This window comes from Comamonas avium (genome assembly GCF_014836675.1).
Lineage (GTDB): Bacteria > Pseudomonadota > Gammaproteobacteria > Burkholderiales > Burkholderiaceae_C > Comamonas > Comamonas avium.
The window spans coordinates 339,536-351,279 of record NZ_JACSQK010000004.1 but is presented as its reverse complement, the minus strand read 5'-3'; the positions used below and the strand labels follow the sequence as shown (position 1 = coordinate 351,279).

11 protein-coding genes are annotated in these 11,744 nt (G+C 54.8%); all 11 read left to right on the top strand.

Features of this window, described 5'->3' with window-relative positions; genetic code table 11:
• Positions 1 to 112: 112 nt before the first annotated feature.
• The 11 genes from lepA (at position 113) to H9646_RS09325 (ending at position 11,741) form a co-directional block, all read left to right on the top strand.
• Positions 113 to 1,921 carry a translation elongation factor 4 gene (lepA, locus tag H9646_RS09375; protein ID WP_191723099.1) on the top strand — a complete coding sequence of 603 codons (1,809 nt, stop codon included), beginning with the start codon at positions 113 to 115 and terminating at the stop codon, positions 1,919 to 1,921.
• 13 nt (positions 1,922 to 1,934) lie between these two features.
• Positions 1,935 to 2,909 carry a signal peptidase I gene (lepB, locus tag H9646_RS09370; RefSeq protein ID WP_191723098.1) on the top strand — a complete coding sequence of 325 codons (975 nt, stop codon included), beginning with the start codon at positions 1,935 to 1,937 and terminating at the stop codon, positions 2,907 to 2,909.
• 64 nt (positions 2,910 to 2,973) lie between these two features.
• Positions 2,974 to 3,330, top strand: a complete 357-nt coding sequence (locus H9646_RS09365; protein WP_191723097.1) for a DUF4845 domain-containing protein — start codon at positions 2,974 to 2,976, stop codon at positions 3,328 to 3,330.
• Positions 3,331 to 4,014, top strand: a complete 684-nt coding sequence (gene rnc, locus H9646_RS09360) for a ribonuclease III (RefSeq protein WP_191723096.1) — start codon at positions 3,331 to 3,333, stop codon at positions 4,012 to 4,014. It begins immediately after the preceding gene.
• Entirely contained in the window at positions 4,011 to 5,141 is a 1,131-nt protein-coding gene (gene era / locus H9646_RS09355) for a GTPase Era (RefSeq protein ID WP_225214080.1), read from the top strand. The genes rnc and era overlap by 4 nt, the downstream gene beginning before the upstream one ends.
• Positions 5,142 to 5,310: 169 nt before the next feature.
• Positions 5,311 to 6,075, top strand: a complete 765-nt coding sequence (gene recO, locus H9646_RS09350; protein ID WP_191723095.1) for a DNA repair protein RecO — start codon at positions 5,311 to 5,313, stop codon at positions 6,073 to 6,075.
• A complete protein-coding gene (locus H9646_RS09345; protein ID WP_191723094.1) occupies positions 6,072 to 6,854 on the top strand; it encodes a pyridoxine 5'-phosphate synthase in 783 nt (260 codons plus the stop codon). Before recO ends, H9646_RS09345 begins: the two co-directional genes overlap by 4 nt.
• 63 nt (positions 6,855 to 6,917) lie before the next feature.
• A complete protein-coding gene (gene acpS, locus H9646_RS09340; RefSeq protein ID WP_191723093.1) occupies positions 6,918 to 7,316 on the top strand; it encodes a holo-ACP synthase in 399 nt (132 codons plus the stop codon).
• A gap of 141 nt (positions 7,317 to 7,457) precedes the next feature.
• The gene (nagZ, locus tag H9646_RS09335) at positions 7,458 to 8,552 is read left to right on the top strand and encodes a beta-N-acetylhexosaminidase (protein ID WP_191723092.1); all 1,095 of its coding nucleotides are present in this window, start codon (positions 7,458 to 7,460) and stop codon (positions 8,550 to 8,552) included.
• Positions 8,553 to 9,269: 717 nt separating this feature from the next.
• Positions 9,270 to 9,968 carry a gluconate 2-dehydrogenase subunit 3 family protein gene (locus tag H9646_RS09330; protein WP_191723091.1) on the top strand — a complete coding sequence of 233 codons (699 nt, stop codon included), beginning with the start codon at positions 9,270 to 9,272 and terminating at the stop codon, positions 9,966 to 9,968.
• Between the two features lie 3 nt (positions 9,969 to 9,971).
• On the top strand, positions 9,972 to 11,741 hold the full coding sequence (locus tag H9646_RS09325) for a GMC family oxidoreductase (RefSeq protein WP_191723090.1): 1,770 nt from the start codon (positions 9,972 to 9,974) through the stop codon (positions 11,739 to 11,741).
• Positions 11,742 to 11,744: the final 3 nt, after the last annotated feature.

The following is an 11,744-nucleotide window of genomic DNA, read 5'->3' as shown; positions in this document are numbered from 1 at the left end:
CCAACCAATCGCAGTTGCCAGAGATTGTTGGTTCGGGGCGCGTCGCAGTAGACGCGCCCTTTTTTCTTGCCTTGAGCACACTTTTTCCTTCAATTACAAACGCTTATCGTTGATGAAGCACATTCGAAATTTTTCCATCATTGCGCATATTGACCATGGCAAGTCGACGCTGGCCGATCGCCTGATCCAACGCTGTGGCGGTTTGGCCGATCGCCAGATGGAGGCGCAAGTGCTGGACTCGATGGACATCGAGAAAGAGCGTGGCATCACCATCAAGGCGCAAACAGCCGCGTTGCATTACAGGGCAAAAGATGGGCAGGTCTACAACCTGAATCTGATCGATACCCCTGGCCACGTAGACTTCTCTTACGAGGTTTCTCGCTCGCTTTCGGCCTGTGAAGGCGCATTGCTGGTGGTTGATGCATCCCAGGGGGTTGAAGCTCAGACTGTAGCCAATTGCTACACCGCACTCGATTTGGGCGTGGAGGTCACAGCGGTGCTCAACAAGATGGATCTGCCCAATGCAGATCCTGACAACGCAAAGGCAGAAATCGAAGACGTTATCGGAATCGATGCTACCGATGCCATTCCTTGCTCGGCCAAAACAGGCATGGGCATTGATGACATTTTGGAAGCCATTGTGGCCAAAGTGCCTGCCCCGAAAGGGGACCCCGATGCTCCCTTGCGGGCCATGATCGTGGACAGCTGGTTTGACCCTTATGTCGGCGTCGTGATGCTGGTGCGGGTGGTGGACGGCCAGCTCAAAAAAGGCGAGCGTTTCAAGATGATGGCAACGGGTGCGGCTTATGAAGCCAACAACCTCGGTGTGTTCACTCCTGCCAACTCGCCGCGGGAGGGCCTTAAAGCGGGTGAAGTGGGCTACATCATTGCGGGGATCAAGGAGCTCAAGGCTGCCAAGGTGGGTGACACCATCACTTTGGAAAAAAAGCTTCCAAACAATTTAGGCCCTGCCGAAACGGCATTGCCTGGCTTTAAGGAAGTACAGCCCCAAGTTTTTGCAGGTTTGTACCCCACGGAAGCTTCTGAATACGACCAGCTGCGCGATGCGCTGGAGAAGCTGCAGCTCAATGATGCTGCTTTGCGTTATGAGCCCGAAGTGTCTCAGGCGCTGGGCTTTGGCTTTCGCTGTGGCTTCTTGGGCCTGCTGCACATGGAGATCGTGCAAGAGCGCCTGGAGCGTGAATTTGATCAAGACCTGATCACTACCGCGCCCAGCGTGGTCTACCAGGTAGTGCAGGGTGACGGTGAAGTCATTGATGTGGAAAATCCTTCCAAAATGCCCGACATCGGGCGTATTGAGGAAATTCGCGAGCCCATCGTGACCGTGCACTTGTACATGCCGCAAGAATATGTGGGTCCTGTGATGACGCTGGCCAACCAAAAGCGCGGCGTGCAGATGAACATGCAGTACCACGGTCGCCAGGTGATGCTGACCTACGAGATGCCGCTGGGTGAAATCGTGCTCGACTTCTTCGATAAGCTCAAATCGGTCTCGCGCGGTTATGCCTCGATGGATTATGAGTTTCTGGAATACCGCGCTTCAGACGTAGTGAAGGTAGATATTTTGCTCAATGGTGAGAAGGTGGATGCACTGTCCATCATCGTCCACCGCAGTCAGTCCCAATACCGTGGTCGCGCGGTGGTGGCCAAGATGCGCGAAATCATCAGTCGCCAGATGTTTGATGTAGCCATTCAGGCCGCCATTGGTGGCAACATCATTGCGCGTGAGACCGTGAAAGCCATGCGCAAGAACGTGCTGGCCAAGTGCTACGGCGGTGACGTGAGCCGCAAGCGCAAGCTGTTGGAAAAGCAGAAGGCCGGTAAGAAGCGCATGAAGCAAATTGGTTCTGTGGAGGTGCCGCAAGAAGCCTTCCTGGCCATTTTGCAAGTTGAAGACTAAAACGAGGGAGCCCATGCAAGCCATGCAATGGATCACCGCGGCCATCTTGGCCGCATTTGTGGGTTACATCGGTGCTTGGTACACCGGGGTCATCGAAGGCAACTTTGCCTTGCTGATGTTTTTGGCCACCTTTGTCACCGGCATCTACTGGCTGGCGGAACGTTTTTACTTCTGGCCGCAGCGCAAGAAGGAAGCGGAGCGTTTAAACAGCGAAGCTGCAACACGCCGTGCTGAGCTGGAGCGTCAGGGGTTGCGACATGACATGGCAGATACAAAGGAAGGCGAAACCCGCATCCTGCGTCAGCCATGGTGGCTAGACTGGACGGCGGGCCTGTTTCCGGTGCTGTTTGTGGTGTTTGTACTGCGCTCTTTCCTGTTTGAGCCGTTCAAGATTCCATCGGGTTCAATGATTCCGACGCTGATGGTGGGTGACCTGATCTTGGTGAACAAGTTCACTTATGGAGTGCGTTTGCCTGTGCTCAACACGAAAGTCACTGAAGGCAACGCCCCTCAGCGTGGTGATGTGATGGTCTTTCGCTACCCGCCACAGCCCACGTTGGATTACATCAAGCGCGTAGTCGGTGTGCCCGGTGATACTGTGGCCTATTTGAACAAGCGCCTGACTATCAATGGGCAAGAAGTACCAATTAAGCAGTTGCCTGACTTTTTTGATACGGATGCGATGCGCTACTTTGAGCAGTTCGAAGAAACGCTGGGCGAGAAGCCGCACAAGCTGCTCAATACCAAGGGAATGCCTGCTTTTGTTCAGGGTGCATCAGAGTTTCCCTTCCGTGACAACTGCACATACTCTGTTGAAGGGGTGACGTGCAAGGTGCCACAGGGGCATTACTTCGCCATGGGCGATAACCGTGATAACTCGCTGGATTCCCGTTACTGGGGCTTTGTTCCCGAAGCAAACATTGTCGGAAAAGCCTTCTTCGTTTGGATGAATTTCGGTAACCTCAAGCGTATCGGCGGTTTTAACTAAGGGCTTTGCGCCTTAACTGATGGCCGCTTTGAGCGGCCATTTTTTATAAGAAGAGAGGGAAATCATGCGTTCTGCGTCTCGTCATCGTCAAAAGGGCGTGTCCTTCATTGGATTTGTACTGATTGCTCTGCTGGCCATCGCGGTCTTTGCGATTGGCGGACAATCACTGCCGATAGCTTTGGAATATCAGGCCGCAAAGAAAGCCGCACAAAAAGCTGCCAATGAAGGCAATACGATGCCAGAAGTGCGCGCCATATTTGATCGTGCCGCACAAATTGACGACATCAAGACCATCACTGGTGCAGATCTGGAAATTTCCAAAATCAATGAACGTGTGGTTGTTGAGTTTGAGTACGAGCGCTCTTTGCCGTTGGTAGGCCCTGCCTACCTTGTTTATCGTTTTACATACCAGACCAAATAGGTGCCAATCACCCTGCAAGATCTGCAGCAACAGCTGCAGCATGATTTTCAAAACCCTGCCTTGTTGCAGCGTGCGCTGACGCACCGCAGCTTTTCGGCAGATAACAATGAGCGCCTGGAATTTCTGGGTGACTCAGTGCTGAGCCTTGCCATTTCCAGTTTGTTGTACCAGCGCTTGCGTGAGTTACCAGAAGGTGATTTGTCACGCGTGCGCTCCAACTTGGTCAAGGAAGGCACACTCCATCAAATCGCCGTGAAGCTGCAATTGTCAGATTTGCTGCGGTTAGGGGAGGGTGAGGCCAAATCAGGCGGTAAGAACCGCCCTTCTATTTTGGCGGATGCGGTAGAAGCCATTTTGGGGGCTGTGTACCTCGACGCGGGCTTTGCTGCCGGAGAGAAGCTGGTGCATCGCCTGTTTGAAGGCGTAGACATCAATCCCCATATGCGCGCCGCAGAGAAAGACCCCAAGACTGCGTTGCAAGAATGGCTGCAAGGCCGACGCATGAACGTGCCGCAATACAGTGTGGCCAACATTACTGGTGCTGCACACAAACAGACCTTTGATGTGGAGTGCGTAATACCCGAACTGCGCCTGGGCGCGCGAGGCCAAGGCGGCTCGCGTCGCATAGGTGAGCAGGCTGCAGCAGCGGCCATGCTCGAAATTTTGAAAGCGAAACACCCATGAACGATGCTGCGAAAAAAGTAGCTAGCACCGCAGGCGCCAAGGGCGCTAAAGGCCTAAAGAATTCCAATACTTTGCCAGAGGTGACGCCTGCAGGCCAATCCATGGCTGAGCTGGATGCCATGCTGGCAGCGGCCAAGCCGGGTGCGACCCCTTCTTTGGTGGCTCGTGCTGCGGAAATTGAAGCGGAAAAAGCCGCTGAAGCAGCCATTCCTGTACGTATTTATGCACCCGAGGAGCAGCGCTGTGGCCTGATTGCCATTGTCGGCAAGCCCAACGTGGGCAAGTCCACGCTGATGAATGCGCTGGTGGGGCAAAAAATCTCCATTACATCGCGTAAGTCGCAAACCACGCGCCACCGCATTACAGGCATTCGTACCAAGGAAGAGACTCAGTTCATTTTTGTGGATACGCCCGGTTTCCAGACCAAGCACTCCACGGCGCTGAACAAGTCGCTCAACAAGACGGTGATGGGTGCCATCACCGATGTGGATTTGATTTTGTTTGTGGTGGAAGCTGGGAGCTTTACGCTGGCCGATGCCAAGGTGCTGAGCCTGTTCAAGCCCGGTATTCCGACACTGCTGGTGGCCAACAAGCTGGACATGGTGGGCCGCCGCCATGAGATTGCTCCGTGGCTCAAAAGCATGCAAGAGCGTCATCCGTTTGCTGAATTTGTGCCCATGTCGGCCAAAAAACGGGACGACATTCAGCGTCTGTTTGGTATCTGCGCCAAGTACCTACCTGAGCAGCCGTGGTTCTATAAAGAAGATGAACTGACTGACCGCAGCGAAAACTTTATGGCTGCAGAGATTGTGCGTGAAAAGCTGTTCCGCTTTACAGGTGATGAACTGCCCTACACCTCGACAGTGGTGATCGATAAGTTTGAGGAAGAAGCCAGCAAGCAGCACAAGCGCTTCATGCGTGTGTCCTCGACCATCATTGTGGAGCGCGATGGTCACAAGGCCATGGTGATTGGCCAAGGTGGCGAGCGCCTCAAGCGCATTTCCACTGAAGCCCGGCAAGAGATGGAAAAGTTATTTGATGCCAAGGTGTTCTTGGAGGTGTGGGTCAAGGTCAAGTCGGGTTGGGCCGACGATGAAACGCGCGTCAAGTCATTCGGCTACGAGTAAGTGCGAAGTCGTGCCGGCTGGAATTACCGGTACTCGGCTGCAAGGTCTTGCCGTGGCGCTGGCACTGACTGTGATCTTGCGCTGCGTCTTGGCAGTTGCTATGCGACACTTCAAGCCTCGTGATTTTTCAAAAGGTCTCTCTGAGGCCTTTTCCCGTTTTTAAGCACCTATGGCCGCCAAGCGTGTGGGCGAAGAGCCCTCTTTCATCCTGCATCGATATAACTGGAGCGAATCCAGTCTGATTCTGGAAGTCTTCACACGCCACCGAGGGCGGGTTGCGCTGGTGGCCAAGGGTGCAAAAAAGCACACGTCCAACTTTCGGCCGGTGCTGCTGGCGCTGCAGCCCCTGAATGTGACTTACACCTTATCGGGCGATGGCAATGCAGACATTCATGTGCTCAAGGGCGCTGAGTGGGCTGGCGGGCACATCATGCCCATGGGCAACAACTTGCTCACAGGCATGTATCTCAACGAATTGCTCATGCGCCTGCTGGCGAGAGATGATCCGTATACCTACCTGTTTGATGTGTACGGTGCCGTAGTCAAACTGCTGGCCACACAGCAAGGTGAAGTGATTGAGCCTGTGCTGCGTGCGTTTGAGTTGATTTTGCTGCGTGAGCTAGGCCTGCTGCCGTCACTTCATGAGGAAACATTAACTCTGCAGCCCTTGCAGCCTGACGCCAGCTATGTGCTGGTGCCCGAGATGGGGCTTCGCCCAGCGCTGGAGGTCGATCGTGCTGCGCTTACTGGTCTTCAGTGGACGCAACTGATGCATGCGCTGGATCAGAGTGATGGTGCTTACCCAGCCGCTGTGCGTGCCTGTGCTGCAGTGGCATCGGCATTGAAGCCGCAGCTGCGCCATTTGCTGCAATACCATTGCGGCAGCCCGCTGCTTCGAACCCGACAGTTGATGATGGATTTGCAAACGCTATGACCGCTTCTACTTCTTCCCACGCCTACCAGCGCACGGCACTGTCCGTGAATGTCAATAAGGTCGCCCTGGTGCGCAATACGCGTCACTTGGGGATCCCATCAGTTACGCGTGCGTCGCTGCTGTGCCTGCAGGCGGGTGCGCAGGGCATCACCATTCACCCCCGTCCCGATGAGCGCCACATTCGTGGTGCCGACGTGTATGAGCTGGCCGAACTGATGAAAGCGTGGCCGCAGGCTGAGTTCAATATTGAAGGCAATCCCACGCAGAACCTGATGGACTTCATTCGCAATGTGAAGCCTCACCAGGCCACGTTTGTGCCCGACAGCGAAGACCAGTTCACCAGTGACCATGGCTGGAGCTTTCCGCAAGATGCTCAGCGTCTGCAGCCACTGATTGCCGAATGCAAGGCACTGGGCGTGCGTGTCAGCCTTTTTATGGACCCCATACCTGCGCAAATGGCTGCAGCCAAAGACATTGGCGCTGACCGTGTTGAGCTGTACACCGAACCCTTTGCCGCCGCATGGGGCACTGCAGACCAAGCCCACCAGCTGTCCATCTATGCGCAGGCAGCGCAAGCGGCTTTGGATGCCGGGCTGCAGGTGAATGCCGGGCATGACTTGAACCGCGAAAACCTTGCTGCTTTTGTTGCGCAGGTGCCCGGTGTGGCTGAAGTCTCTATTGGTCACGCGTTGATTGCTGACGCTTTGGAACTCGGATATGCCGCTACGGTCAAAGCCTACCAAGCGTGCATTGATCAAGGCATGGCGCAACGCGGTTGATTTTAAAAGGTGAGCTACTAACGCTTACTGTGTGAGCGGTAGAGCCTGATTCGGCTTGTAATTATGATTTACGGTATTGGCACCGACATCTGTGATGTTCGCCGCATACGCGCCAGCTTGGAGCGCCATGGTGATCGCTTTGCTGAAAAAGTGCTCACCACCAACGAACTGGCCATATGGCGCTTGCGCAGTGCTCGCTGGCCTGAGCGGGGCGTTAAGTATTTGGCGACCCGTTTTTCTGCCAAAGAGGCCTTCAGCAAGGCGATTGGCTTGGGCATGACAATGCCCATGACGTGGCGCAGTTGCGAAATTGCCAATCTGCCCAGTGGGCAGCCAACCATCGTGCTCTACGGTGCGATGCGTGACTGGTTTGAAGCGCGTGGTTTGAGCGTGCACATCACCATGACCGATGAAAGCGAATATGCCGCCAGCTTTTGCGTGGTGGAGCGCAAGGCAGATTGAGTGGCGCGGCATCACATGGCAGGTGTGTGAAATTGGCAGCTTGTGCATATCGCACAAATAGCGAGTCACGCATCGCGGTCATACTTGTGGTTTTGCAGCATTGAGGAGGCAGGAATGCCTCCTTCAACAAGGTAAGCACCTATGACCGCACTTCATGCGCCTCTCATCATCGACATCGCAGGTAAGGCCCTGACCGATGTGGACCGTAGCCGCCTTGCACACCCATTGGTCGGCGGCATCATCTTGTTTGCACGCAACTGGGAAGATCGTGGCCAACTGGTGCAGCTGTGTGCTGACATCAAGGCAGTCAAAGATGACTTGCTGATCTGTGTGGACCACGAGGGTGGCCGCGTGCAGCGCTTTCGCACCGATGGGTTTACACACATTCCACCCATGCGTGCATTTGGCGAGACGTGGATGAATGATGGCAGCGGTAAAAAACGCCGTAAAGGCAGTGGTGCCATGCGTGCCATGAACACTGCCACTGCTGCTGGCTATGTGCTGGGCAGCGAGTTGCGCGCCTGTGGCGTGGATTTCAGCTTTACTCCTGTGCTGGATTTGGACTATGGCGAAAGCAGCGTCATTGGTGACCGCAGTTTTCACCGTGACCCGCGGGTGGTGGCGGCCTTGGCCAAAAGCCTGATGCATGGCCTGCTGCAAGCCGGTATGGGAAATTGCGGCAAGCATTTTCCGGGGCATGGCCATGTGAAAGCGGACTCGCATGTCGACATGCCTGTTGACAAGCGCAAGCTCAAAAAGATTTTGTCGGAAGATGCTGCGCCGTACCCCTGGCTCTCAAGCGTTCTGACCGCCGTGATGCCTGCCCATGTGATTTACCCCAAGGTGGATGCCTTGCCTGCGGGGTTTTCTAAAACCTGGTTGCAAGACATTTTGCGCGGCGAGCTGCGCTATGACGGCGCTATCTTCAGTGATGACCTGAGCATGGAAGCTGCACGCCGCATTGATGGCCAGGTCATCAGCTACACGGAAGCCGCTTTGCGCGCGCTGGATGCTGGCTGCGATATGGTGCTGCTGTGCAATCAGAGCCTGGGTCTTGGCGAGCATGTGGACGAATTGCTCGATGGTATGGATGACGCCCTGCGCTCTGGGCGCTGGGTGCCGGATGTGGACTCTGAATCGCGCCGCGTCTCGCTATTGCCTGAGACAGTCCCCCAGCCTTGGGAAGATTTGATGCTGCAGCCGGCATACCTGCAGGCGCTGGACATGCTGCCCTGATACACCGGATAAAACGCCCCCTCAAGATCCGCCGCAAACGACTGTTTGCTGGCGGATTTTTTTATGATTTGTCATGTTGCCCAGCTTTTTTAAAGCTTTGACTGGACACTTTGGTCGCTCGTCTGCATGACTAGGTGGGTGCAAGCCTTACATCCCTTCTGTGTACGCAGGGCTCGCGGCTCACGTGGTGGCAGGGTGGTTTCAATCCGCCTCAGTGACTGAAGGGTGCATGTCCGCAAGGCATATGCATTTTGTTTGCGTTGCTACAGGTGTGACATGCAGGTTGTGTCGTTGTACAGCCATCTGAGAGAGCGCTAGCTACAAAAGTGGTGGGTTGGTAGCAATCTATAGAGCATTTTTTTTTGTTATTCGTTCATTGAATTCCCAAGTTTTTCAAGCAGTTGGGAGTCGGGAGTCTTAGGTCTTATATCTAATGGTAAACCCTATGTTTTTGCTCCAATAAAAGACCATGGCTCACTTGCAGTTGCGTGTGGGATGACCAACAAATCTTTACCTAAATCCATAGCATCGAAACATTAAGACATTGTGAGATAGCTCAATAAAAGCTTGAACTTTGTGTTGATGCATGTCCGTTTTTTAAAGTATTTCCCTTTTTGATTCGATGCAATGCACTGAATTAAAGAGGGATTTTTATTTTGAAGTCCTCAAACACATGGGCGTGCTGGATCGATATTTACGTGATGTAGGAATAGAAAAATGTCTAACTTTTCCCCACCAAGTCGTAGAACTTTCTTGATGGCGTCTGGTGCAGGAGTGGCACTCACTGGCATGGCGATGACCTTTCACGCCAACTCCAAAGAAGCTCCGATTCAGCTGGACAAGTACCAGCCTGAATTTTTTACCCCCGAGGAGTGGAACTTCGTGCTTGCGGCTACCGCGCGCCTGATTCCGTCTGAAGGTGATGGCCCCGGTGCCCTGGAAACCCATGTGCCAGTGTTCATTGACCGCCAGTTGGTGGGTTACTACGGGAATGCTGACATCTGGTACATGCAAGGTCCGCACGATCCGCAAGCCACCGCCGATCGTGGCTGGCAAACACCGCTCAACCCTGCGCAGCTGTATCGCAAGGCGATCCCTGCGTTCAACGCTGCATGCAAAGAGCGCTTTGGCAAGGAGTTCAAGAGCCTGGCACCTGAGCAGCAGGACGAAGCCTTGACTGCTCTGCAAAAGGGCGAGATCAAGCTGGAGCCAGAGCTCAGCATCTTCTTCACCACCCTGCTGGCCAATACCAAGGAAGGCTATTTCGCCGACCCGCAGCATGGCGGAAATTTCCGCATGCAGTCATGGAAGTACATCGGTTTTCCCGGCGCACGCGCCAGCTATGCCGAATGGGTGGATCAGCACAACAGAAAGTACCCACTGGGTCCGGTATCGATCAAGGGCGAAAGGGCTTAAACCATGGCACGCATTGAAAAAAAGAAAGACGTGGTCATTGTTGGCCTCGGATGGACCGGCTCGATTGCCGGGATGGAGCTGGCTGCTGAAGGCCTGGAAATCGTGGCGCTGGAGCGCGGCGGCGATCAGAACACGGTGCCTGAGTTCAAGTACCCCAATCAGATTGACGAGCTGACCTATGGCGTGCGCTTGAAGAACATGCAGCACCCCCGTCAGGCGACAGTGACGGTGCGCCGTAACGATGGCGAAATTGCTTTGCCTTACCGTTCCATGGGCTCCTTCCTGCCTGCCAACGGCGTCGGTGGTGCGGGTACGCACTGGAACGGTTTGCTGTGGCGCCCGCAGCCTCAGGAGATTCGACTGCGTTCCTATGTGAAGGAGCGCTGGGGTGAGTCCATCATTCCGGAAGGTATGAATCTGATGGATTACCCCGTTACCTACGATGAACTGGAGCCCTACTTCACCCAGTTTGACGAAGTGGCAGGCGTGTCTGGCACGGCAGGTAATCTCAAGGGCCAGCTTCAGCCTGGCGGTAATCCGTTTGAAGGCTGGCGCTCCAAAGAGTACCCCATGCCTGCACTGGGTACGACTTATGACTCCAGCAAGTTTGCAGCCACAGCCAAGAACATGGGGCTGCACCCATTTCCCGCACCGGCAGGCATTGCATCCACATCGTATGTGAACCCTTACGGCATGCAGATGGCGCCTTGCAACTTTTGTGGTTTCTGCGAGCGCTACGGTTGCTACCAGTACTCCAAGTCATCGCCCCAGACTGCGGTGCTGGATGCCCTCAAGCGCAAGCCTAATTTTTCTTACCGCACGCACTGCGAAGTGCTGCGTGTGGAAACCGCTGCCGACGGCAAGACGGCGACCGGTGTGACGTACTTTGACGCTGTCAAGCAAGAAGAAGTGTTCCAGCCTGCAGATCTGGTGATTTTGTCGTCTTACCAGTTGAACAACGTGCACCTGATGCTGGTGTCCGGCATTGGTGAACCCTACGATCCCAAGACTAACAAGGGTGTCACTGGCAAGAATTACGCCTACCAGATGAATGGTGGTGTGACCCTGTTCTTCAAGGAAGACAACTTCAACCCCTTCATTGCGCACGGCTCCAACGGTATGTGCATCGATGACTACGGTGTCAACCAGAACGACTTCGGCAAGCTGGGATTCATCGGTGGCGCCTACTGGCGCGTTGGCGCGATGAATGGTCAGCCTATCCGTTCCATGCCTTTGCCCAAGGGCACACCGGGCTGGGGTGCAGGCTGGAAGAAGGGCATTGGCGAGTGGTATGGCCACTCGATGTCGATCGGTACCCACGGATCGCACATGTCCTACCGCGTCAATCACCTGGATCTGGACCCCACCTACAAGGATCCGCATGGCCGTCCACTGATGCGCATGACCTTCAACTGGCAGGACAACGACCTGAAGATGACCCAGTACCAAAAGAGCAAGGCCGAGGAAGTCGGTCATGCGATGAAGCCGGATCTGCTGCAGTCGGGCTTCAAGAACATTGGTGCCAAGTTTGACGTGCGCCCCTACCAGACCACGCACAACACTGGTGGACACATCATGTCTGAGAGCCCTCTCGAAGGTGTGGTGAACCGTTACTGCCAGGCCTGGGACAAGCACAACGTGTTTGTCTTTGGTGCCGGTAACTTTGTACAGAACACCCAGTACAACCCCACCGGCATGGTGGGTGGCCTGGCGTACTGGACGCTGCACGCCATCCGCACGATGTATCTGAAAAACCCACGTCCGCTGGTCTGAGGG

Bases quoted from the DNA above. Each gene is read 5' to 3' on its own strand.
- H9646_RS09325 (WP_191723090.1), top strand. From the start codon at position 9,972: ATGGCACGCATTGAAAAAAAGAAAGACGTGGTCATTGTTGGCCTCGGA.
- H9646_RS09365 (WP_191723097.1), top strand. From the start codon at position 2,974: ATGCGTTCTGCGTCTCGTCATCGTCAAAAGGGCGTGTCCTTCATTGGA.
- nagZ (WP_191723092.1), top strand. From the start codon at position 7,458: ATGACCGCACTTCATGCGCCTCTCATCATCGACATCGCAGGTAAGGCC.
- lepB (WP_191723098.1), top strand. From the start codon at position 1,935: ATGCAAGCCATGCAATGGATCACCGCGGCCATCTTGGCCGCATTTGTG.
- H9646_RS09345 (WP_191723094.1), top strand. From the start codon at position 6,072: ATGACCGCTTCTACTTCTTCCCACGCCTACCAGCGCACGGCACTGTCC.
- recO (WP_191723095.1), top strand. From the start codon at position 5,311: ATGGCCGCCAAGCGTGTGGGCGAAGAGCCCTCTTTCATCCTGCATCGA.
- era (WP_225214080.1), top strand. From the start codon at position 4,011: ATGAACGATGCTGCGAAAAAAGTAGCTAGCACCGCAGGCGCCAAGGGC.
- acpS (WP_191723093.1), top strand. From the start codon at position 6,918: ATGATTTACGGTATTGGCACCGACATCTGTGATGTTCGCCGCATACGC.
- H9646_RS09330 (WP_191723091.1), top strand. From the start codon at position 9,270: ATGTCTAACTTTTCCCCACCAAGTCGTAGAACTTTCTTGATGGCGTCT.
- lepA (WP_191723099.1), top strand. From the start codon at position 113: ATGAAGCACATTCGAAATTTTTCCATCATTGCGCATATTGACCATGGC.